The organism is Verrucomicrobiaceae bacterium (assembly GCA_016713035.1).
In the GTDB taxonomy this organism is placed as follows: domain Bacteria; phylum Verrucomicrobiota; class Verrucomicrobiia; order Verrucomicrobiales; family Verrucomicrobiaceae; genus Prosthecobacter.
In genome coordinates this window covers 1,007,310-1,028,842 of sequence record JADJPW010000001.1, presented here as the reverse complement: position 1 = coordinate 1,028,842, position 21,533 = coordinate 1,007,310, and the positions used below count along the sequence as shown (strand labels likewise).

Here is a 21,533-nt window from a genome sequence, read left to right as displayed (position 1 = left end):
TCCCGTTATGGAACCCAAAGCTTGGCTCCCACTTGTCTTATTAGCGTTTCTCGTTGGTGGCATTTTTGGCTACCGCCATCTCGAACTGGTGGACAAAGCCAATTCGGATCTTCTGCAATCAAGAGCATCAGCCCAAGCAATGGAGGAAAACCTGAGGATCAGAAAAAACCAATGGGAAGGCATTAGCGCCTCTATGACAGCAGCCGATACGAAGCTGGCAGAGGCTCAGACCCGTGAGTCTAAGGTCAAAGCCCTCACCGAAGAAGCCAACACCAAGCAGCGCAAAGCTGAGTCCGATATTAAGTACCTTGCTGATTCCTTGCCCGGCCAAGTGGAAAAAGTCCGGACTTTAGATCTCAATTCCGTCCTTGCAGCTGTCACATTGAATGATGGCAAAAGGCTCACCAATGCCCAAATCAAGAAAATCGAGGATAATGGCATTACCTTCATTCATAGTGATGGTTCAGGAATCATTCTGGTGGATAACCTGCCTGCCGACTTGGTGGAAAAATATGATCTTTCAGTCACTGGGCTCGTTAAAACAGCTCAGGGGCTCAAGTTGGCCGTGGACGAAGCGACGGCACCGCCATCAACGAATAAGAAATCACCATCGCGGGCAAGCCCCACTGTCTCGAAGTCGCCCGAGCCTGCTCGTGACCCCTCTGTGGCGTCGAAAATGAGCGCGGATCAACAAAATCTGAAAAGCGTACAGCTACGACTCGCAGATATGGAGGCGAAAATCAATGCAGTAGCCCGCATCGCAGATCAATGGGCTACCAACGCCAATGCTGCTGAGGGTAGAGTTGCTAATTCCCGCTCTCGTGGTGCTGCGCCCTCTGGATCAGCCATGACCGAGGCGAAGAATGCTCGTGCTCAGTATTCCGCTGCCCATGCTCAGTTCACAGCTCTGGAGGCAGAATATCGGAAACTGAAGGTGGAGGAAGCCCATCTCAAAGCTTTGCTCAATAAGCGATGAACAGAGAGCGGAGTCTGTTCTCTGGTCCTCGCCCGAGTACATGCGGAAATCTCGGTTGCATGTGGTTGAGGGTTGTTTTGGTCATGCTGGTTTTTATTCCTGCCTGTGGGCGGCAGGATGAGATTATGCGGCAGCGGGTGGAGGCGGATGTACGACTGGATACGCTGCTTGCCGAGCAACGGGGATATGAGCAGCGAATCCTGGGGACTGGAGGATCTCTCTATAGCAGTAACCTTGAGCAACAAGCGCGGATGGCCGCGCAGCAAACAGCCCAACTCGCTAGTGAGGTACAAGTGCTAGAAGATCGTGAAAAAAGCCTCCGCTTGGCTATTGAACGGATCCGGCCGGATGTAGAAGCCTATAAAACCAATCATCTGCATTAGTCTCTTCTTTCCATTATGGACGCGATCAAATTCTGGACAGCCATGATCATTATTTCGTTGATCGCAGGTACGGTCACTTTTTTCAACTACCTCCAGGGGATTGATGAGGCTAATGCGGCGCTGCTCGATGTGCGAGCACGTGTGAAGCAGCTCGAAGAGACGGTCAAGCTCCGCCAGGTAGAGGCCGCTGCCACGGTTGCGCTCCAGGCAAAAGTGCAGGCTGCGATGGCTCAAGCGACACCGCTCCAGGAGCGAAAAAATGAACTGCAAAAGAAAATCCGCTCCCACGAGGCCGAGTTGAAATTCCTCGACACCTCCATCCGAGCCGCCGTGGAGAAGGTGCGAGTTTCCATGTCTGCGCCGGACTCTCCGAGCATTCCGCAAATCACTTTGCCGCTGAAAAAAATCCTCATGGACGCCCGACCTCGGAAAATTGAGCTCACAGAGGTTTCTTTTGGGCACTCTGATGGGGCTACGACGGTCCCGGCAGATCAATTGCCGACTGAATTGCGGCAAAAGCTCGATGTAGGCTCGGACGCACTAGTGCCGAGAATGGAGGAAACGATTTCTTCCTTGTTGGGCAAAGGGAAGTAGCACGGCCAGCGACCAGTGGGTGAGCGAAAAAGTTGCTTGGGTGAATGATTGATGTGAAGGAGCTATGTCGTTTGAATCAACTGCTTACCCACCATGACTCGTATCACACTCTCTATCCTCTCGGTCGTGGCACTCGCTGGCTCTTCTGCTGCCGAGGTCGCCTACGAATTCGTCCCCAATTTCATCACTCCGCCTCCTGGTAAGGAAACGATCGGCAATGGCCACGGTGAGATCGCCGTGGACTCTGCGGGCAAAATCTATGTTTCCGTGCAGGATGCTGGTGCTGGCATTCAGGTCTATGGAGCGGATGGCAAGTTCCTCAAAGCTTTGAAATTGCCGCCATCGCTGCATGGCTTCGTGGTGCGCAAGGATGGCGATGGCGAATTCATTTTCGCGGCGGTGCTTGGTGAACAAAAAGTGATCAAATGCAGCCTCGAAGGCGAAGTGCTCATGACCATCCCCACCAGCGAGTTCCCAGCGGACAAAGTTGGCAAGGGACTGAAGCTCACGAACTGTGATGTGACACCGAATGGTGACATCTACGTCGTAGATGGGTATGGACAGAGTCACATCTTCGTCTTCAGCCGTGAGGGCAAGTTCAAGGCCGTCTTCGGTGGCCCTGGCGAGCCGCTGAAGCTGGCCAATGCGCATAAGATCTTCATCGACCGCCGCTTTGAGCCTGCTCGCGTGATGATCTGCGACCGTGGGCACAAGCGTATGTTGCACACTCAACTGGATGGCACTTTGATCGGTGAGATCGCTACGGAGATGCGCAATCCATCCTCCGCCAGCTTCCATGGTGATTTGATGTGTGTGGCAGAGATCGCGGGGAACGTCAGTGTCTGGGATAAGCAGAACAAGCGCGTGGCCGATCTGGGCACTAGCCCGAAGCCGACGAATACGCCGGGTATCGAGCCAAAGGATTGGCAGCAGGGCATCGTGACCAGCCCACATGGCATCAGCTTTGATAACGACGGCAACATCCTCGAGACCGAGTGGAACAAGTGGGGCCGGGTGCTGAAGTGGAAGGTGAAAAAATAATGCGCCGCGTGAGGCTGCTCCGATTCATACTTGCCGCAGGGGGTGCCGTTTTGGCCCCCCTGTGTGCTTTGGGGCATGGAAGTGAGTTTTTGGTGGCCAAATTGAAGCTCCAGGCCGGTGCTCCGGTGCAATTGGAGGTCACGGCTGATTTTGGCCAAAATCCGCTCTTGGCCGATGAGGCGGCTGCGAGGGCCGCTTTGCTGAAAAGTGTGCAAATTCGCCAAAAGGGCCATTTCCGGCCGCTGGATGAAAAAAGCGTGGTTTGGCGTGAGGGCGGAAAATGGGAGGATGCGGCTCCTCCGGCCATTTTGCCTGTGGGGGAGGATTCTGGGGTGCATGCGCTCATCACCGCCCGGTGGGAATGGCCTTGGGTGGAGGACACGCTGGTTTTGCAGGTTCCAAAAGGCAGCTTGCATGATGTGCTGCTGTGGATGCCATCTAAGGATGGTTCTACGCCGAAATGGATGATGCTCCTCGGTGGGGATGTGACGCGGGAGATTCCAGTGCCGCGAGAGTCGCGACTTTTAGCGCTTGTGCCAGCTACGGGCTCGGGCATCATCGCGGCCATGTCCCTCTCGTTTTATCACTATCTTCATCTCATTGGTCTCATTTTGGTTTTCGTCGGTTTTGGTGGCCTCTTTTCCAAGGAGAGCTTTCGCTCGGCCATGAAATGGCATGGGATCGGTCTCGTTATCAGTTTGGTGTCCGGCTTTGGTATGTTGGCGAAGATGGGCATCATGGGCTCGATGCCGTGGTGGGTGTGGGTGAAGATCGCCCTCTGGCTGGTGCTGGGTGGTCTGCCAGTGCTGGCAAAGCGCCGTGTGATCGCCCCCGGTGTGGTGGTGCTGCTAGCGGTGATCATCGGTGCCGTGCTGGCTTTCCTGGGCTACACCTACAAGACGGGCTTCAGCCTCGGGGCGTGAAGGTGTTACGCATCTGCTACCGCGTAAGGCCGATACGGAACACCTTCCGCGTTCTCCATTTGGCGCGAAACGTTTCCAGGGTAGCGGCTGCCGCCGCAACCCTTCGCTGTGATGCATAAGCCCTTTGGGCTTGATCTGAGCCATTGACCCATCACCACGCTCTTTCAAAGCCTCTGCCCCTTTGCGTTGACCTTTCGTGCTCGCCCCTTGGTTTGGCGTCATATCAGGAAAGCCATGTAGAGCGCTCACGTTGGAAATATGGCTCGCCCGTTGCCGAGAGTGAGATCTCAATCCTTTGTCCCCGACCATAGCGTGGCCCAACGGTATAGTCATACCAGAGTAGCGGCTCATGCTGATGCAGGAAAAATGACGCCGAACCGAATGTGTAATACATGCCTGATAGCTCACGAGGTAGCACCGGATGTACTTCGACCAACTCTGCCGAATCGGCCGTGACTACCCAGTGTTTGAGCAGAGGTCCTTCAACCAAGCCCGTTTCGTGTTTCTTGCTGCCCTGACCAAGTAGCCAAGTGGTGGGTGAGTGTCCAAACCGCTGGTGCTCGCCTGAAGCTGAGGAAGTAGCCATCTCGGAAATCAATCGTTGCGTCCGGCTGATACAAAGAGCCTGAATCCGCTCAATCTGAGCCTCAGTGAATGGCGACTTGGGCATGATATTGCGAAGTTCGGCTTCTTTCATGGTCTCCAATCTCTCGCTCGGACGAGTCTTGGAGCGTTGGGTAGCTCAAAAAGTCTTTCCAGTTCGGTGTCTGTAGGCCCTGTGCCGCTACGTTGATCAAAGCCGAAGCTGAGAAAAACGCAGAGGAGCGAAGGAGCAGCGGCCGCAGAGTTTAGGTGCTCGCACGACATGCAACTGGCACCTCCTGGCTTTGAGTATCTTGGATTCCGCTAGGGCCTACTCTTTGGAGACGCCGTTGTTCCAGGCGGCGAACATTTCTTCCACGGTGGGGATTTCTAGCGGGCGGACGATGCGGAAGCCGAGCCAGGTGGCGTCGGTGAGGTACCAGATGCTTTTGGGGAGCTGGGGGTCCTGCTGTTTCCAGTCGGGGTTGGAGGCACGGCGTGCGGCGCTGCGGCAGGTCTCTGGATCGTCATCGTAGTGGCCACCGCGGGCGACGTGAGGATAGGGCTTGGTGGATTTGGCGTAGGCACGTCCATCAGCTCCGAGTTTGGAGAAGGAGTCGGCAGCATATTGATCGAGCGTCCATTCGCAGACGTTACCGTAGATGTCGTAGAGGCCCCATGGGTTTGGCTTTTTGAGGCCGATTTTGGCGTATTGGAAGTTCGGGGCGTTTTCAAAGAACCATGCGTAGTCTTTGAGGTCTTTGGCATCGTTTCCGAAGAAGTAAGCGGTCTGGGTGCCGGCACGGGCGGCGTATTCCCACTCGGCCTCGGTGGGGAGGCGGTAGAAGTGGCCGGTCTGGGCACTGAGCCACTGGCAGTATTTATTGGCGGCGTGGTGGGTCATGCAGATGGCGGGGTATTTTTCGCGTCCCATGCCGAAGTCCATGGGCTGGTAGGGAGGTGTGGGCTGGGAGATGAGGTCTTCCGGTTTGTCGGTGGGTTTCCAGACTTGGCGGCTGCCGTCTTTGTTGCGGCCGATGTTGGTGAGCTGGAAGGGCTCGTATTCGTCCCAGGTGATCTCGTATTTGCCCATCCAGAAGGGTTTGATGGTCTTTTTGGTCTGGGGACCTTCGTCGTCGCCGCGATTGGCTTCGCCGTCGGGGCTGCCCATCATGAACTCGCCGCTCTTGATGACGACCATGCTGTAGGGGGCACCGGTTTTTGGCACTTTGGTCTCGTAGGGCTTCATTTCGGCCTCTGTTTTTTCTTTGGAGGTCTGCACGATGAAGGCGTGGATTTTCTTCACGAGTTCAAGGGTGTCCGGGTTGTTGGAGGCGGGACCTTTTTTCTCTTTGGCGACGAGTTTGGCATCCTCTGGCCATGCGGCTCCTTGTTCGATCCAGAGCTTGATGTAGTTGAGCTGCTCTTTGCTGAGGGGGCCGCCGCTTTTCTTTGGGGGCATGAGGTCATCATCGTCAGCTTCGAGCGTGCAGAGGCCGTAGATGGCGCTTTTCTTCAAATCGAAGGGGGTGATGTTGGGGGCGTTTTCGCCGGATTCGAAGGCCTCTTTGCGTGTGGCGGCGATCCAGTCGCCTTTGGCTTTTTCGGCGTTGTGGCAGGAGAGGCAGTTTTCTTCGAGCAGGGGCTGGATGTGCTTGGCGAAGGTGATGCGGGGTGTTTGGCCGAGAGTGACGCCTGCGGGCCAGTCGGCGCCTTGCTCGATCCATGCTTTGATGATGGCGATCTGGCTTTTGTCGAGCATGCCTTCCTTTTTCGGAGGCATGACCATGTCGTCATCGGCGGCGAGCAGGAGGGTGGTGTAGATGGCACTTTTGGTGGGATCACCGGGGGTGAGGCCGGGGCCATTTTCGTTGCCCTTCTTCATGTCCTCGAGGGTGTGCATGCGGAATTCACCTTTGTCCTCTTTTTCACCATGGCAGTGGGTGCAGGCACCTTCGAGCAGGGGCTTCACCTGGGTGGTGAAGTCCACTTTGGCAGCTGCGGCGGAGGCCACTGCGGGTGCGAGGGCGAGAGCGGTCAGGAGGGAACGGACGTGCATCATAATTGGAGAATGAGAGTGGTGAGCTATCACACGAAAAACGGGCTGTCCAATACGAGGACAGCCCGTGGAGACTTCGGATGCTTCGCTTCTGTGTATTTTTTACTTATTGAACGCCATGAAGCTGGGAATGGCGATCGCAGCGAGGACCATCAGTACGATGAGGACAAAGTAGAGGATGGTGAAGATGCCGATGAACTTCCAATACTGACGCTGCTCGGCCAGGGCGGCATTGAGATCTTCCACGGATTTGGTTTTGAGCAGGGACTCGATGCGGTTGGCGTATTTGGTGAGCTTGAGTGCGGGATAGGCCATGAAAATGCCGACCACGAGGTAGAGCACTCCGATGACGATGGGAAATACCCCCGCGATGGCCTCTGGTTGGCCCTGGGACATGAGCTTGCCCATACCTGAGGCGGCCATGAAGAGCATGCCCACACCCCCAAAGCCCATCATGACGACCATGATCCACATGATGATGGCGAAGAAGAGCACCCAGCCCCTGGTGCCTGAAAGCTCGGCGATGGTTCCTGGCGAGACGGCGTCGGTGCTCAGTGAGCTGGAGCCGTATGGATTGGCAGTGGGGGAGGCGTATGGGTTTTCCATGAGTGAGGCACGGATTATCGCGAGAGATGGAGCTGGAAAGCAAGGCCTTTTGCTGCCTGCCGAAAAGTTCGGGCGAGGCGGAAAAATCAAAGACTATGCTCTGGCCGTGCTGCGGCGGTCATCACGGAAGAAGGTCTCCATGCGACCACGTAGGTCAGTATAAAAGGCTGCTGCCATGTCTTCGATCATATCGACCTTTGTCGCGAGGCCGCTGGAGGCGGCGGATTCGCGTGCGACGCGGATTTTTTCATCAAAGGCACGCTCTAGCTCCATGAGGTGCTCCAGGAACTCCTTCGCTGCGCGGGAGCGGTCCACGCCTTCGATGAGGGCACGCTCCAGGGGCTTGTGTTGGGTGAGATGGAGCAGCTTGCTGTCCTTGAGCTCGGTCATGTAGCGGCTAAAGCTGGTGAGGAATGCCTGCCGCTCTTGGTCGAATTTCACTTCCTCGCGATCGAGCAGGGTGTCATAAGGGCCGGGCTTGGAGAAGAACTTCACGACGAGGGGGATCGTGTCCACGAGCATGAAAAGCATGGTCAGCACCAAATACGCGACGAGGGCGAAGGTTCCGCCCTGCTGGCCCTGATCAAAAAGCTCATGCAGAGCGAGGGTTTGGGTGAGGATGTCGCGGCGTGGCTCGGCACGGATGGCCTCCACGCGGGTCTGCTCATCGGTGACGAACTGGGAGGCCTCGCCATGGAGATTTTTGAGCTGGAGGAGTAGGGCGTCGATCTGGGTTTTGAGTGTCTCACGGATGGCGTTTTGCTGCGTGACGAACTGGTCTGCCTGCTGCTGCTGCACCTGCTGCTTGAGCATTTCGATGCGGTCTTTTTCGCTTTTTAGGCGGGCGGCATCTTCGGCGATTTTGGCATCGAGGGCGGCATTCACGCCGTCTTCGGCGGCTTTGATTTCTGCGAGGAGGACGCTGCGGTTTTTGGTCATTGTGTCGAGCACGCCGCTGAGTCGGGCGGACTCGGCGCGGCGCCATTCGAGCTGGTCGGCCTGTATGCTTTTGGCTCGTGGGCCGAGTCCGAGGATGCCGCTGCGCTGTCCATTGACTTCACGCTCGAATTCGGTCTGCCAGTGATTGAGCTCGGTGGCGATTTTTTGGTTCTCGACGCTGGTTTTGGCCATTTCGGCATCCAGGGCTTCGAGCCGGGTTTTGAGCGGAGCGGAGGCCTCGCCGACTTTGGCGTCGCGTTCGGCTTTGGCCTTCTTTTCGTCCTCCGTGAGCGGTTTTTCGATGGGTTTGCCATTTTCATCGAGGAATTTGGCCGAGAAGGTGGCATTCCAGTTATCACGCTGGGTGGCGATTTCTTTTTCCAGCGTGGCGATGCGGACTTCGACGGCTGCTTTTTGTGCTTTGGAGCTTTCACGCACGGCGGCGATCTCTTTCTGGCGATGGTCCTCGACGACGGAGGAGATGGTATCGCGGAAAAGCAGCAACGTGAGCGGATGGCTGATGGTGATGCCCATGAGCGCTGCAACGACCATGCGCAGGGTGAACTGGGCCAGCTTGCGCAGGAAGCTCTGATAAGCGCGGTAAGTCGCCAGCAGGGCACGGTCCACCGTGAGGATGATCAGTGACCATACGAGCGAGACTGGGGCGATGACCCACCAGTTCTCTGTGAGCGTGCTGAGTGCATAGGCACAGGCGATGAAGGCGAACGTCGATGGCACGAGCACCGTGGCACCGAAGGCGACGTATTTGCGCCGCTCCCACGCGGGGCAGGCTTCCAGATTGTCAGTGGAGGCGGCAGAGAGCCAGTAGAAGACGCGTTCGATGCGTTCGGAGAAGGACATGGGAGCAGATTGTGAGCCGGGGCGGGGGAGTCAAGTGGCGGAATGCCAGAAGAATGCCCCAACTAGGCGCTTACTGACGAACGCCGCCGCTACTCATTCACAGTATCCTCAAAACGGCGGCGGTGGGGGGAAGCCGGGGCCGCCACGGCGTCCGCGCTGGGGTGCTGGGCGCATGCCGGGAGGTGGGCCGCCAGGGCCGCCGGGTCCACCAGGACCTCCAAAACCGGGTGGGCCGCCGCCAGGGCCACCAGGTGGGCCTTTGCGCTCAAAGCTGCTGTCTGGCATGCCTGCGAATTGGCGTGGGATGAAGGGGTAGCTCTCGGTGAGCACATAATAATAGGTGCCCTCTGGGAACTCGGGGGTCACACCGCTGCGGCCATTATTGGCATCCAGATCACCCACACCAGCCGCCCATTCGTAGTCTTGGATTAAGGAGCCATCGTAGTTGCCCCCAGGGCTGTTGCGGGTCGGCCGCGGGCCTGCTTTCACACGGTAGCCGGATTTCATCGCACGCAGTGGGCTGGTGGCGTCCTGTGCATCGCTGTAGGCCTGTGGGCCGTAGATGGGGAAGCCGTCTGCCGCCCAGCCCAGCAGGGTCATGCGTGGCGTCTCGCCACTGAGCTTCTGCAAAAGGCCATGCGGGATGCCGTGGTAATGATAGGCCCCATTTGGCTGCACATGCGCATTGTTTTCATCGAGCCCCAGATCAATGGAGCCGCCCTGGGGCTCGTATTGCCAGCCACTGTTGCGGTCGCCATGCCACCACTCTGCGGCGAAGGGATCAAAGACCACGCCATTCACCGCTACGCCAAAGGGCTGCATGCGATACTCGGTGGGCTTTTGGCGCAGCTTCGGCTTTGTCGTCACGTCAAAATCGTAGCGCTGCGGGCTGATCGTGTTGGGATTGTTTTGGTTCGGGAAGGCTCCGGTGGCGTGATCTGGGATGCCGTTCGAGCGGATGTGCCGCGTACTGCCTTTGACGGTGATTTCGACTTCATTGGCTATCGGTGCCTGGGCGAGCACCGGCAGAGTAATGGCGAGGAGGAGGAAGGGGAGAGGCTTCATGACATGCGGTAAAGCCCACTTCGGGGCAAATGTTACACAATGCGTGTGTTTCGGAGCGGAGGGGGACTTTCGCCTGTGCTCAGAGCATTTCGATCACGACGGCGCTGGCATTGTCGCGACCAGACTCGGCCACCGCGTGCTCGACGAAGTATTGGGCTCGCGTTTTGCCAGCAGGCGGCTCGTTTTCTGCCAGCATATCGGCCAAGGCGTGATCCCAGATGCCGTCGATCACGCCATCGGTGCAAAAGAGGAAGCGGTCGCCGCTCTCGCAGCCGACAGAGCCGACCTGCGGCTCTAAATAATGCTGCCCAGCACCCAGCACCTGACTGAGGATGCTCTTGCGTGGGTGATTCCGCGCTTCGCGCTCATTGAGCTTCCCCTGGCGGCGCAGCCAGCCGACGTGGGAGTGATCTTCGGTGATCTGGCGGAGCTTGCCCCCCTTGGGCAGCCAGTAGATGCGGCTATCGCCCACATGCGCGAAGTGCATCCAGCCCGGTGTGAACCAGCCCAGGCTCAGAGTAGCTCCCATACCGCGACATTCCTCGTAGTAGCGGCCCAGTTGGAGCAATTCCTCATGGATGCGGCTAATGAGCTCGATGAGCACATCGCCGCGACCAGCGTCCATCTGATTCGCAGACTGCTTGAAGCTGCGCGGCAGCAAACGGGTGATTTTTTCCGCCGCGATCTTGCTGGCGAACTCGCCAGACTTCGCCCCGCCCATGCCATCACTCACGGCAAAGACGAAATCGCCCGTTTCCAGCGTGGCCTCGCCCATCTTGCCCAGGTAGCGCAGCTCGCGGGCATCGAAGTTCAGGCAGAGAAAGGTGTCCTCGTTATTCGCACGGACTTTTCCGGGATGCGTCATGCCGGACCAGCGGAGGAGTGTCGGGGGGAGGGGCGTCGTTCATTTCGCGGGGAAGTCGAGCACGGTGGCGAGTTCAAAGTCGATGATGCAAAAGCGGCCATCGCTATGCCGGTAGGTGATGTTTCGGTCAAAGGGATCGTCATGGCGCACGCCGAATTCGCGCTCCAGCTCATCGTAGAGTTGCTTCACTTTGCCCTCGCTGATGCGCTCCACGCGGGAGCCGCAGTTCGTTGTCACGAGATAGAGCTTCTCTGGGTCGCTCTCCAGCACCCGCGGCACGTAGTCACAGCCGCGCTCCTCCAGGATCTTCAGCACCCGCACTTCGTTCGCGAAGCGCTCTTCCGCCTTCGGGCCACGGAAATTTTTGTGCACCCGCCCATCGTAACCGATGCGCACGAGTGCTCGCTGAGTGTTTTTCGCTTCTTGCATGACCGAATCTCCCCGGCGCGGCTTCTGATGCAAGCCATGAGCAAGATTCGCTCAATGCTTCCCCTGGAGAGATGCTCCTCCCCGCAGCGTTCTCTTCAGCCTGATGCATCTCCGCCATCTCGCCATCCTACTCACCGCCACTGCCACTGTCTTTGCCCAAGAGGCCGCTCCTGCGGCCAAATCGCCTTTGGGACCGTGGGTGGAGCCGGATTTCCCCTTTTTTAGCAGCGTGCTGGACTGCCGCGACCTCGGCGAAGGCTTCCCCAAAGACAACCTCACGCCTCGCGGCCTCATCCTGAACCTCGGCCACAATCTCTGGGCCTGCTTTGACACCGACCTGCTGCGCATCGCCTGCATCTGGGAAGGCAAACCCGGCGAACCACCCGTCACCCCCGCCGCCCTCGCCCCCGGCAGCTACCACTCCGTCGGCTGGAAGACCAAAGACGGGCAGGACTTCCTGCCCAAGCCGAATGGGAAGGTGTGGCTCGCCAATGGGCTGTATCCGGGCTGGCAAGTCGGTGAGAAACCGAGCTTTACTGACCCGCGTGAGAAAGCCCCAAGTGTGGAGGAAGTGGGAAGGGGGCCACTTGACGGCAAATTCCTCTCAGTAGAGGAACATGGAGACCGGCTTCTTTTAAAGTTCAGCGTGGGAAATGCAGAGATTAATGAAATAATGGAAGCCGACAAAATAGGAGATGAATTAGTCGTAATGAGGCTAGTGATTGTTATGCCTCGAGATGTCGGGTTGACGTGCTCGATCAATCACAAAGTGCATGCACGGAAGCCTTCCGATGTCATCGCTCAATCGACATTCTCAGATACTCTGTCCTGCATTGAGATGGATGGAGGTGAGCTAAGCTTTTTGAAGGCAAGCCCCCATCAAGAAATAGATGAAGCCCTTTTTATTATGACCAAAGATGGACTTTGGCGACCAAGTGGAGCCGAGGCTGATGTCAAAAGCGGAGGATCTAATCGTTCGAATCCAGGCCGAAAGTGGCCCCAAATTCTTAGCACTACTGCCAAGCTCTCCACCTCCACCGACGCCTACGTTTTCGACGACATCCCGCTGCTCTTCGACAATCCCTGGAAGCGCCACGTCCGTCTCGCGGACATCGACTTCCTCAACGACCAGGGCGACGCCGTTGGCGTCACCTTCGATGGCGATGTCTGGCTCATCTCCGGCCTCAAAGGCGATCTGGAAAAGGTGACCTGGAAGCGCTTCGCCAGCGGCCTGCACGAGCCGATGAGCATCGTCGCGAGGAAAAAGAATCAGGATTCAGGAATCAAAAATCAGGAATTGTTCGTCTTCGACCGCAACGGCATCTGGCGTCTCGTCGATTCGAACGCCGACCAGGAGTGCGACAGTTACGAGATGTTCTGCAACCTCTTCGCGCAAACAGCAGAGACTCGGGAGTTTCCAAATTCGATGAAGCTCGGGCCCAAAGGTGAGCTGTACATCTCCAAAGGCGGCCAGGAAGGCACCACGCGGGGTAAACACAACGGCACCGTGATCAAAGTGGCCCCGGATGGTAAATCCTTTGAGGTGATCGGCTACGGACTGCGCCAGCCCTTCATCGGCGTGAATGAAAAGACCGGACTCGTCACCGCGAGCGACCAGCAGGGGCATTACGTGCCGTCCACGCCGCTGCACATCATCGAGAAAGGCCATTTTTACGGCCACCTGCCCACCATCGCACCAAAGGAAAAATATCCTGCGCCGATCACCGAGCCGATGACGTGGATACCCCATCCGGTGAACCCCAGCGGTGTCACGCAGACCTGGCTCACCGGTGCGAAGATGGGCGACATGAACGATGAGCTCATCCACATCGGCTACAATCGGCCGGAGCTGTTTCGGGTGCTCATCAATGACCGCTTTGAGCGTAAACAAGCCGCTGTGGTCAGCTTTTCCCGTGAACTCGATTTCCCACTGCTCAATGCCAAAGTGAATCCTGCCGATGGGCAGCTCTACGTCACTGGATTCCAAGTCTGGGGCACCACCACCAAGGTGCAGAGCGGCCTCGCCCGCGTGCGTTACACGGGAAAGCCGCGAGTGTTGCTCAAACAGGTCACGCCGACGGATGCGGGCCTCGTTTTGACCTTCAACCACGCGCTGGATGCCGCCATGGCGACCAATCCAGACAGCTACAGCGCCGAACGCTGGAACTACAAACGCACCCCCGAATACGGCAGCCCGCACCTGAAGCCCGATGGCAGCGGCGCAGGCCAGGAGTGGATGACGGCCAGCAGCGCCTACCTGAGCCAAGACGGCAAAAACGTGCTCGTGGCCTTTCCCGGCATGAAAGCGGGCATTCACCAGATGCGCATCGGTTGGGGCCTGAAAAGCGCGGACGGCCTCAAAGCCGAAAACACGGCCTATTTCACCCCCTGGGAGCTTTTGAGCTTCAAACCGGCCGATTTCGGCTTCGCAGCCGATTTGAAGCCCAACCTGACACCACGCCAAGTCGCCGCTGTTTCCGCCGTGAAGCCCACGGTCGAAGAAGGAGCCCGCATTTACCAAATGTTTGGCTGCATGGCCTGTCACAGCAGGGACGGCAGCAACGTCGGCAAAGTCGGCCCGAGCTGGAAAGGCCTCTTCGGCAGCGAGCGAGACATCGCCAAAGGCATGAAGGGCAAAGTGAAGGCCGATGAGGCCTACCTCCGCGAGTCGATCCTCAACCCCGCTGCGAAAGTGGTGAAAGGCTTCGAGAAATTCGACACCGGCATGCCCATTTACAACGGCATCTTGAATGACTCGCAGGTGGAGAGCCTCGTGATGTTCATCAAGGGGCTAAAGTAGCGCAGTTGCTGTGCAACTGCTTGCTCTGACCTGTTCCGCAGGAACAGGACTACTTTACCTGCACCGGGTGCATGAGGTAGGCGATGAGGTCGCGCACTTGATCCGGCGGAAGGGCGAGGAGCAGGCCTTCCGGCATCATCGACATGGGCGAGGCTTCTTCTTTGACGACTTCAGTGCGATCGTGCGTCATCGACTCGGTCAAGGTGCGCAACGTGAGTGTGCGATCTGTCTTTCCGGCGATGACGCCGCTGAGCTGGCGACCATCTTTGAGCGTGAGCAGGCTCATGCGGTAGTCCGCACTGACGACGCCACTGGGATCGGCGATGTTTTCGAGCAGGTAGTCGATGCTGGCACGCCCACTGCCGGTGAGATCAGGGCCGATCTTGCCACCCTGGCCATACATCATGTGGCAGGCACCGCAGACGGCGGTGAAGAGCATGCGGCCATTGCTGAGGTTCGCTTTGGCGAGCACATCGGGCTTCAAGTCGGCTTTCAGCTTGGCGATGAGTTGTTTTTTATCGGCAGCGGTGTCGCGTAGTTCGCCCCAGGCTTCGGTGAGCTGCTTGCTGAGAGCTTCGTCTTTAAAGGCGCGGATCTGGCGGGCGTGGAAAGCGGTCAAATCGGTTCGTGGGATGCGTGCAGCGGCCATTTCGGCGAGCAGGGCCTTCGCAAAGGCGGGGCGGGCGACGAGCGTGTCGATGACGGCGGTGGAATTGAACTTGCGGTAGTTCTTCGCGATCTTTTGGCCGATGGCCGGATCATCGAACAAGGCAAGGCCGCGCACGGCGGTGAGGTTGAGCTGGCGGGTGTCGAGAAGTTGCTCGCAAAGTGTGCACAGATCATCCGGGCGGGCTTCGATGAGCGTTTTGAGCGCGGCTTCGCGGGTGGTGATGTCCGCCTTATCATCGAGAGCGATTTTCTTCACGTCATCCAGCGCCCTGCCATCGCCGAAGAGGATGCTCAAATCGCGAAGATGTGCCGATTTCGAGCTCGCGACGACTTTATCCCAATTCGCCGGCTTCGGAGCCTTGCGGATGCCTTTGAAGGCCTCTGCCATGCCTTCGAGCACGTCATCAGAGCTGTTGATGGCGAGGAGGGCATCAAGAGCCTCCGGCTCCGTGGCGAGCTTGCGGGCGATCCAACGCGTTACTTTGGGCCAAGAGCATGTTTTGGCGATTTCGAGCAGTGAATCGGCCTTCAGCGGCGAAATGCCATACCAGACCATGTTTGGCAAAAACGGGTCGTTGGCGTCTTCGGTGTGCGAAAGCAGTGCGATGGCCAAAGCGGGCCTTTTTTCGAGCGGAAGACGCTGAAGCACAGAAGCTAGCTGAAGGCGCACGAAGGCCGATTTTTCGTTCACGGCCATTTTTGCCGGATCGAAGGCGAGCTCGGGATACTTCGCGTGTGCTTGCGGGCCTGGAATGGCATCGAGAGGTGAAAACTGCACGAGTTCGCGAATGGCGAGGGCGCGTTGATGCTCATCGCCGTTGAGATCGGCCTTCGGCCATGGTTTGCGCCATGCGAAAGGCGTTTCGGGCTTCTTCGGCTCTCCATAGCTGATGCGGAAGATGCGGCCGGAGGTGCGGTGCACGCCAGTGGAGTCGTGGCATTCGCCGGTGTCGCTCCAATCGAGGATGAAGCCGCTGCCGTCGGGGCCGGTGCTGATTTCGATGCCGCGAAACCACGGATCATCGCTGAGGATGACATCGGGCTCGTGTTTGCCGACGTAGCCGCTGCCGTGGCGCTCGAGTCGCTCCACATTGGCGCGGCGACCGTGCATGTTGAGGGTGAAGAGTTTGTTTCGGTATTGCTCGGGCCATTGATCGGCCTGGTAGATCATCATGCCGATGTGGGCGTGGCCGCCGCCGAGGCTGTTCGCTTTGCCATCGCGGCTTTCGGTCCAGCTCCCGCTGCGGTCGTAGTGGTAGTGATCGGCGATGGTATCGAGCTTTTCATACACGAACGGGTTTAGCGTGCTGGAATCCATGAGGTGAGCACCGTGGATGAGGTGCCAGAGGTGGCCGGTGACGGTGTTGATGAAGAAGAGTTCGCCATTCGTATCCCAATCATGGCCCCACGGATTCGTGGTGCCGTGGGTGAGCACTTCGACGATCTTCTTTTCAGGATGGTAGCGCCAGATGCCGCCTTTCATGGGCACGCGTTGCTCATCCGGCGTGCCGGGGATGCCGAGCTTGCCGGGGCAGGAGTGCCCGCAACGGCCACAGAGCCAGCCATCAGGCGCAAAGCGCAGGCCGTTGGCGAAGTTGTGGTAGTTGTCCTTCGCCACGGTGAAGCCGTCGATCATCACCTGCGGCTCGGAGTCGGGAATGTCGTCGCCATTGGCATCCGGGATAAAGAGCACCTGCGGCGGGCACATGAGCCACACGCCGCCGCGACCAACCTCGACGCTGGTGAGCATCTGCACGTCGTCGGTGAAGACTTTCCGCGTCTCAGCGATGCCATCCCAGTCTTTGTCTTCGAGGATGATGACGCGATCCTTCAGCGTGAGGTCGAAGCGCTTCGCTCGCTCGGCGTAGGTGTAGTTTTCTGCGATCCACATGCGTCCTTTCGTATCCCAGGACATCGCGATGGGATTCTGCACGTCCGGCTCTGCGGCAAAAAGCGTGGCCTGGAAGCCTGCGGGCAGCTTGAGGGCCTTCAGCGCCTCCTGCGGCGACATCGGCGAGGGATTGCCCGGTTCGCTGTTGTAGAGAGCTGGGAAGTCTGCCGCGCAGGAGATGGCAGTGACAAGTGAGAGGTAAGTGGTGAGAAGGCGCATTGTCGGCGGGAAATCAGTCTGGATGGGAGCAGGGCAGGGAGTGCAGTTCTCTGAGTGTGGATTACTTCACTTTGGCCTTCTTCGCTTTGCGCGGCTGCTGCTGGACCAGGGGCCAGTCTGCGTGCTCTGTGCGGCTGGATTTCATGAGAGACTCGGCCTTGGCGACGAGGTCGGGCTGACTCGCGGCGAGATTGTTTTTCTCACCTGCGTCGTTTTTGAGATCGTAGAGCTCGATGGGCTTCGCGGGGCCATTGCGCACGGCTTTCCAGGTGCCAAAGCGCACCGCTTGGAGGGAGGTGCCCTCATGCAGCTCCCAGTAAAAATGCTCACGCTGAGGTGCCGCACCGCCCTGGAGGAAGCTCACGAGCGAAAGACCATCCGTGTGGCAATCCGCCGGGATTTTCGCCTGGGCTAGTTCTGCTGCTGTGGGGAGGAAGTCCCAGAAAGCCCATGGCTCATCGCTCACGCGGCCAGCGGGCACTTTGCCGGGCCACCAGGCGAGTGCGGCCTGACGCAGTGCTCCTTCATAGAGCCCACGTTTGTAGCCACGTAGTCCATTGGAGGCCTGATCGAAGAGGCTGCCGACCTCTGATTTCGGATCAAAGGAGGAGCCATTGTCACCACTGAGCATGACGAGGGTGTTTTGATCGAGCTTGAGCTCACGTAGGAGATCGAGCAGGCGGCCCACGTCGCTATCCAGCCGTGTGACCTGCGCGGCGTAGGCTTTTTGTGTCGGAGTCCAGTCCTTGTCCGCGTAGGCACCGAGTTGGTCGATCTCATGCCGCCCATGTGGCAGGGTGATGGCGTAGTAGAGAAAAAAAGGTCCATCACGGTGCTCACGCACGAATTTCAGAGCCTCCGCCGCGATCAGCTCCTGCGCATAAGTGGCTCCGATGCCCTTTCCGTCATTGCCCGGTAGAGTGATGCGCTGATCATCACGGTAGAGATACGAGGGGAAGTAGCTATGTGCGTGCCGCTGGCAGTTGTAACCGAAAAAGTGGTCAAATCCACGCTTCAGCGGGCTGCCACTGGTATCAAACATGCCCATGCCCCATTTCCCACAGCAGGCAGTGGCGTAGCCCACGCTCTTCAAGATGCTGGCGACGGTGACAGTGCCCTCTGGCAGTGGCTTCTGGCCTTCTGGCTGCACCTCACGATTGGCCCGGATCGGGCAGTGTCCACTGTGCAGACCCGTCATCAGTGAGGAGCGAGAAGGAGCACACACCGTCGTCCCACAGTAACTCTGTGTGAAACGCGTGCCCTCCTTGGCCATGCGGTCTAGGTGTGGCGTCTGGATGATTTTTTGTCCATAACAGCCCAGATCACCCTGCGCTAAGTCATCGCATAAGATGTAGATGATATTGGGCGAGGCCTGAAGGCAGAGCGCAGAGGTCAGGAAGGCAAAGAAAAGGCGCGAGAGCATGTGGTAGGGGAAAACGTGCACCGCATGGTCTTCTGACATGCAAAACCCTGAGCTAGCGCGGTATGGCTGCGTCAACCTTCCGGCGCCAACTGGCAAAGATGTCATTCGCCATGGCATGTCCCTCACTGGCCCCGACATGCTCTGTCACGGTCTGAGGAGCTGGTAGCCATGCAGGGGTGCTCGTTTCGCCCAGGTGCTCCTGCCTTTCATCACGCAGAAAGGCCCGCAAGCTCACGGTCAATAAATCCGTGTGGCGATCATGGTTGGCGAGCGCTTCGGCGCATACTTCGTGCATGGAGCCACCGAGGTCGATGGTGGCAATGACTTGGGTCGTGTCGAGGAGGGCATGGATCATACTATTGAAGCGCCCACAGAAGACGCCGCCTCGTAGGGACGCAACACTCGACCTTGGTCGGATTTTGCGTGGCATGCATTTCATCCTGCTTGGAAAAGAAGAGGGGCAAAGGAAGTCCAAGCAAGACGATGAACATAAACATCCTGACTCGACGTTTATGCCGACGCATGAAAAACCTTCTCATCCTGTCATGGATCGCTTGCGGCAGTCTTCTGGCGCAAACGGCCACTCCTCCAGCTCCGAAACCTCGCCTAGCTCCGACGCTGGCGAATGTGGCCTACGGTTCGCATGAGAGGCAGGTGCTCGATTTTTACAAAGCAGAGTCCAGCAAGCCGACTCCGGTGCTTTTCTTCATCCACGGCGGTGGCTGGGTGAATGGAGATAAGGCCAGGCCGGGTGAGCTGGAGGCCTGCATCGCTGCGGGCATCTCGGTGGTGTCGATCAATTATCGCTACAGTAATCAAGCACAGCTCGCGGGAGTGATGCCGCCGGTGAAGTGGCCGCTGGAGGATGCTGCGCGGGCATTGCAGTTCGTGCGGAGCAAGGCTGCGGAGTGGAATTTGGATAAACAGCGCATCGGAGCCAGTGGCGGCAGCGCCGGGGCATGCAGCAGTCTGTACCTCGCCTTTCATGATGATATGGCGGACCCGAAGAGTAGCGATCCAGTCGCCCGTGAGTCCACACGGCTGTGGTGTGCAGCGGTGGTCGGTGCACAGACCTCACTGGACCCGAAACAGCTCAAGGAATGGACACCAAACAGCCGCTACGGTGGCCACGCTTTTGGCTTCATTGATCCGAACGATAAGAAGACCCGCGACACACGCTTCGCTGAGTTTTTGCAGAAGCGTGAGAGCGTGCTGAAGTGGATCAAGCTCTACTCTCCCTACGAGCTCGTCAGCAAAGGTGATCCACCCGTGTATCTGCGATACAGTGATACGCCAGCACTCGGCCAAGCACAGAAAGACCCCACTCATACCGTGAACTATGGCGTGAAGCTACAGGAGCACTGCCGTGCCAACGGCACCGAGTGTGAGCTGAACTACCCCGGTGCTCCTGAGGTGAAGCACACGAGTGTCAGCGCCTTTTTGATCGCGAAGCTGCGGCAATAAACACCGCCTAGCTTTAGCTCTTTTTAAACGAAGGTTTCATGGCTGATGCCACGTTCCCAGGGCTGCCATGCGTTTTCTGATCTGTCTCCTTGCATTCACTAGCTCCGCCCTCGCGGCGGATAAGCCACTGAATATCCTCTTTTGCTTTGCGGATGATTGGGGGCGGTATGCGAGCGAGTATGCGAAGTATGAAACATTCCCCTCGCCGAATCAGGTGGTCAAAACACCGAATATCGACCGAATCGCCCGCGAGGGAGCGCTTTTCAGTCGGGCGTATGTGAATGCGCCGTCGTGTACGCCGTGTCGTAGTGCGCTTAATTCTGGACGCTATTTCTTTAACTGTGGTCGTGCGGCCATCCTCAATGGTGCGGTGTGGGACCCTGCGATACCGAGCTTTGCGCTCACGCTCAAAGACAAGGGCTATCACATCGGCAAGGCCTTCAAAGTATGGAGTCCGGGCGAGCCTGCGGATGCGCCTTTTGGCGGACAAGCGCACGCGTATCAGAAAGCTGGAGGTCGCTTCAATAACTTCTCCGAGGAGGTCGAAAAAATGCTCCAGGCCGGTGTGGCACTGGATGCGGCCAAGCAGCAGCTCTATGATGAAGTGCGCGGGAATTTCGATGCCTTTCTCTCGGCTAGGCCCAATGGGGCACCCTTCCTCTACTGGCACGGTCCGACCAATGTCCACCGCAAATGGGTCAAAGGCAGTGGTGAGGCCCAGTGGGGAATCAAACCAGAGTCGCTGAAGGGCAAGCTACCCAAGCACCTGCCGGACGTGCCGGTGTTTCATGAGGATTTCGGTAGCTACCTCGGTGAGATCCAGGCTTTCGATGCCCAAGTCGGCGTCCTGGTCCAGCGGCTCGAAGAAGCTGGAGAGCTCGAAAACACCGTCATCGTCATCAGCGGCGACCACGGCGCTCCAGGCTTCCCCGGTGGCAAATGCAATCTGTATGATTTCGGCACGAATGTCACCCTAGCGATCCGCTGGCCTGGGCAGCCCGGTGGGCGCTTCATCCATGATTTTGTCAATCTCATGGACCTAGCCCCCACTTTCATGGAAATCGGCGGTGCCGCGATCCCACCTGGGGTGAATGGCAAAAGCATCGTCAGCGTGATGAAATCAGGCCAAAGTGGTCAGGTGGAGAAGGAGCGTGACTATGTGATCACTGGCCGCGAGCGGCATGTCAGCATCGCCCGTGAAGGGAATCTGCCCTATCCACAGCGTGCGCTACGGAAGGATGGTTTTCTGTACATCCATAACTTCAAACCTGAGCGCATGCCGATGGGCGACTATAAGAACCTCACAGATAGCTTTACGCCCGCTCAAGACGCCCTCGAAAACAACACCTACGAGGCCTTTCCTGACATGGATAGCTCTCCCGCGAAGGCATGGCTCATCGCCAACCGAAACGACTCGCAATATAAGTGGTACTTCGATTACGCCTTTGCCAAAAGGCCCCAGGAAGAGCTCTACGATCTCCAAAAAGACCCTGATGCCACGATCAATGTGGCCTCTGAAGCAGCCTACGCCGAAAAGAAGGCCCAAATGGCCGCCGAACTGATGCAGAAGCTCAAAGCCGTGGGCGATCCCCGCGTGACGATGGACCCAGTGCCCTTCGAGCTGCCGCCCTACACTCTCGACACCAAAACCGCTGCGAAAGGCAAGGGTAAAAAAGGCAAGGGCAAGGCCAAGCAGCCGTGAAGGTGATTTTGGACGAATCCCCAAAAAAGATGGGCTACGAGT

The 21,533-nt window shown here is 57.9% G+C and carries 18 protein-coding genes; 8 read left to right on the top strand and 10 right to left on the bottom strand.

What is annotated here, in order from left to right:
- Positions 1–7: 7 nt before the first annotated feature.
- The 5 genes from IPK32_04425 to IPK32_04405 all read left to right on the top strand — a co-directional run bounded on the left by IPK32_04425 (position 8) and on the right by IPK32_04405 (position 3,917).
- Positions 8–976, top strand: coding sequence for a hypothetical protein (locus IPK32_04425; GenBank protein MBK8091242.1), 969 nt, complete (start codon positions 8–10; stop codon positions 974–976).
- Positions 977–1,059: 83 nt separating this feature from the next.
- Entirely contained in the window at positions 1,060–1,359 is a 300-nt protein-coding gene (locus IPK32_04420) for a hypothetical protein (protein ID MBK8091241.1), read from the top strand.
- A gap of 42 nt (positions 1,360–1,401) precedes the next feature.
- Entirely contained in the window at positions 1,402–1,953 is a 552-nt protein-coding gene (locus tag IPK32_04415; GenBank protein ID MBK8091240.1) for a hypothetical protein, read from the top strand.
- A gap of 93 nt (positions 1,954–2,046) precedes the next feature.
- Positions 2,047–2,994, top strand: a complete 948-nt coding sequence (locus IPK32_04410) for a hypothetical protein (GenBank protein MBK8091239.1) — start codon at positions 2,047–2,049, stop codon at positions 2,992–2,994.
- A 101-nt stretch (positions 2,995–3,095) separates the two neighbouring features.
- Complete coding sequence (locus IPK32_04405; GenBank protein MBK8091238.1) at positions 3,096–3,917, top strand: hypothetical protein; 822 nt, start codon at positions 3,096–3,098, stop codon at positions 3,915–3,917.
- Between the two features lie 223 nt (positions 3,918–4,140).
- Here the strand turns inward: IPK32_04405 and IPK32_04400 are convergent, their stop codons facing one another.
- The 7 genes from IPK32_04400 to IPK32_04370 form a co-directional block, all read right to left on the bottom strand.
- On the bottom strand, positions 4,141–4,614 hold the full coding sequence (locus IPK32_04400; GenBank protein ID MBK8091237.1) for a hypothetical protein: 474 nt from the start codon (positions 4,612–4,614) through the stop codon (positions 4,141–4,143).
- 216 nt (positions 4,615–4,830) lie between these two features.
- The gene (locus tag IPK32_04395) at positions 4,831–6,558 is read right to left on the bottom strand and encodes an SUMF1/EgtB/PvdO family nonheme iron enzyme (GenBank protein MBK8091236.1); all 1,728 of its coding nucleotides are present in this window, start codon (positions 6,556–6,558) and stop codon (positions 4,831–4,833) included.
- 102 nt (positions 6,559–6,660) lie between these two features.
- Positions 6,661–7,164, bottom strand: a complete 504-nt coding sequence (locus IPK32_04390; protein MBK8091235.1) for a hypothetical protein — start codon at positions 7,162–7,164, stop codon at positions 6,661–6,663.
- A gap of 93 nt (positions 7,165–7,257) precedes the next feature.
- On the bottom strand, positions 7,258–8,964 hold the full coding sequence (locus IPK32_04385) for a DUF4407 domain-containing protein (protein MBK8091234.1): 1,707 nt from the start codon (positions 8,962–8,964) through the stop codon (positions 7,258–7,260).
- A gap of 108 nt (positions 8,965–9,072) precedes the next feature.
- Positions 9,073–10,029, bottom strand: coding sequence for a YHYH protein (locus IPK32_04380; protein ID MBK8091233.1), 957 nt, complete (start codon positions 10,027–10,029; stop codon positions 9,073–9,075).
- A gap of 79 nt (positions 10,030–10,108) precedes the next feature.
- Positions 10,109–10,894 carry a serine/threonine-protein phosphatase gene (locus IPK32_04375; protein ID MBK8091232.1) on the bottom strand — a complete coding sequence of 262 codons (786 nt, stop codon included), beginning with the start codon at positions 10,892–10,894 and terminating at the stop codon, positions 10,109–10,111.
- Positions 10,895–10,933: 39 nt separating this feature from the next.
- Positions 10,934–11,323, bottom strand: a complete 390-nt coding sequence (locus tag IPK32_04370) for a serine/threonine protein kinase (protein MBK8091231.1) — start codon at positions 11,321–11,323, stop codon at positions 10,934–10,936.
- 103 nt (positions 11,324–11,426) lie between these two features.
- On the opposite strand from IPK32_04370, the gene IPK32_04365 reads away from it, so the two are divergent.
- Complete coding sequence (locus IPK32_04365; GenBank protein ID MBK8091230.1) at positions 11,427–14,123, top strand: c-type cytochrome; 2,697 nt, start codon at positions 11,427–11,429, stop codon at positions 14,121–14,123.
- Positions 14,124–14,172: 49 nt separating this feature from the next.
- Here the strand turns inward: IPK32_04365 and IPK32_04360 are convergent, their stop codons facing one another.
- The 3 genes from IPK32_04360 to IPK32_04350 form a co-directional block, all read right to left on the bottom strand.
- Positions 14,173–16,902 carry a c-type cytochrome gene (locus tag IPK32_04360; protein ID MBK8091229.1) on the bottom strand — a complete coding sequence of 910 codons (2,730 nt, stop codon included), beginning with the start codon at positions 16,900–16,902 and terminating at the stop codon, positions 14,173–14,175.
- A gap of 61 nt (positions 16,903–16,963) precedes the next feature.
- Entirely contained in the window at positions 16,964–18,463 is a 1,500-nt protein-coding gene (locus IPK32_04355; protein MBK8091228.1) for an arylsulfatase, read from the bottom strand.
- On the bottom strand, positions 18,378–18,680 hold the full coding sequence (locus IPK32_04350) for a hypothetical protein (protein MBK8091227.1): 303 nt from the start codon (positions 18,678–18,680) through the stop codon (positions 18,378–18,380). The genes IPK32_04355 and IPK32_04350 overlap by 86 nt, the downstream gene beginning before the upstream one ends.
- A gap of 167 nt (positions 18,681–18,847) precedes the next feature.
- Between IPK32_04350 and IPK32_04345 the strand changes: the two genes are divergently transcribed.
- Together IPK32_04345 and IPK32_04340 are read left to right on the top strand one after the other, a co-directional pair.
- Positions 18,848–19,789, top strand: coding sequence for an alpha/beta hydrolase (locus IPK32_04345; protein ID MBK8091226.1), 942 nt, complete (start codon positions 18,848–18,850; stop codon positions 19,787–19,789).
- A 67-nt stretch (positions 19,790–19,856) separates the two neighbouring features.
- Entirely contained in the window at positions 19,857–21,491 is a 1,635-nt protein-coding gene (locus tag IPK32_04340; GenBank protein ID MBK8091225.1) for a sulfatase, read from the top strand.
- Positions 21,492–21,533 lie beyond the last annotated feature (42 nt).

Bases quoted from the DNA above. Each gene is read 5' to 3' on its own strand.
- IPK32_04425 (MBK8091242.1), top strand. From the start codon at position 8: ATGGAACCCAAAGCTTGGCTCCCACTTGTCTTATTAGCGTTTCTCGTT.
- IPK32_04420 (MBK8091241.1), top strand. From the start codon at position 1,060: ATGCTGGTTTTTATTCCTGCCTGTGGGCGGCAGGATGAGATTATGCGG.
- IPK32_04415 (MBK8091240.1), top strand. From the start codon at position 1,402: ATGATCATTATTTCGTTGATCGCAGGTACGGTCACTTTTTTCAACTAC.
- IPK32_04410 (MBK8091239.1), top strand. From the start codon at position 2,047: ATGACTCGTATCACACTCTCTATCCTCTCGGTCGTGGCACTCGCTGGC.
- IPK32_04400 (MBK8091237.1), bottom strand. From the start codon at position 4,614: ATGAAAGAAGCCGAACTTCGCAATATCATGCCCAAGTCGCCATTCACT.
- IPK32_04395 (MBK8091236.1), bottom strand. From the start codon at position 6,558: ATGCACGTCCGTTCCCTCCTGACCGCTCTCGCCCTCGCACCCGCAGTG.
- IPK32_04390 (MBK8091235.1), bottom strand. From the start codon at position 7,164: ATGGAAAACCCATACGCCTCCCCCACTGCCAATCCATACGGCTCCAGC.
- IPK32_04385 (MBK8091234.1), bottom strand. From the start codon at position 8,964: ATGTCCTTCTCCGAACGCATCGAACGCGTCTTCTACTGGCTCTCTGCC.
- IPK32_04380 (MBK8091233.1), bottom strand. From the start codon at position 10,029: ATGAAGCCTCTCCCCTTCCTCCTCCTCGCCATTACTCTGCCGGTGCTC.
- IPK32_04375 (MBK8091232.1), bottom strand. From the start codon at position 10,894: ATGACGCATCCCGGAAAAGTCCGTGCGAATAACGAGGACACCTTTCTC.
- IPK32_04370 (MBK8091231.1), bottom strand. From the start codon at position 11,323: ATGCAAGAAGCGAAAAACACTCAGCGAGCACTCGTGCGCATCGGTTAC.
- IPK32_04365 (MBK8091230.1), top strand. From the start codon at position 11,427: ATGCATCTCCGCCATCTCGCCATCCTACTCACCGCCACTGCCACTGTC.
- IPK32_04360 (MBK8091229.1), bottom strand. From the start codon at position 16,902: ATGCGCCTTCTCACCACTTACCTCTCACTTGTCACTGCCATCTCCTGC.
- IPK32_04355 (MBK8091228.1), bottom strand. From the start codon at position 18,463: ATGTCGGGGCCAGTGAGGGACATGCCATGGCGAATGACATCTTTGCCA.
- IPK32_04350 (MBK8091227.1), bottom strand. From the start codon at position 18,680: ATGATCCATGCCCTCCTCGACACGACCCAAGTCATTGCCACCATCGAC.
- IPK32_04345 (MBK8091226.1), top strand. From the start codon at position 18,848: ATGAAAAACCTTCTCATCCTGTCATGGATCGCTTGCGGCAGTCTTCTG.
- IPK32_04340 (MBK8091225.1), top strand. From the start codon at position 19,857: ATGCGTTTTCTGATCTGTCTCCTTGCATTCACTAGCTCCGCCCTCGCG.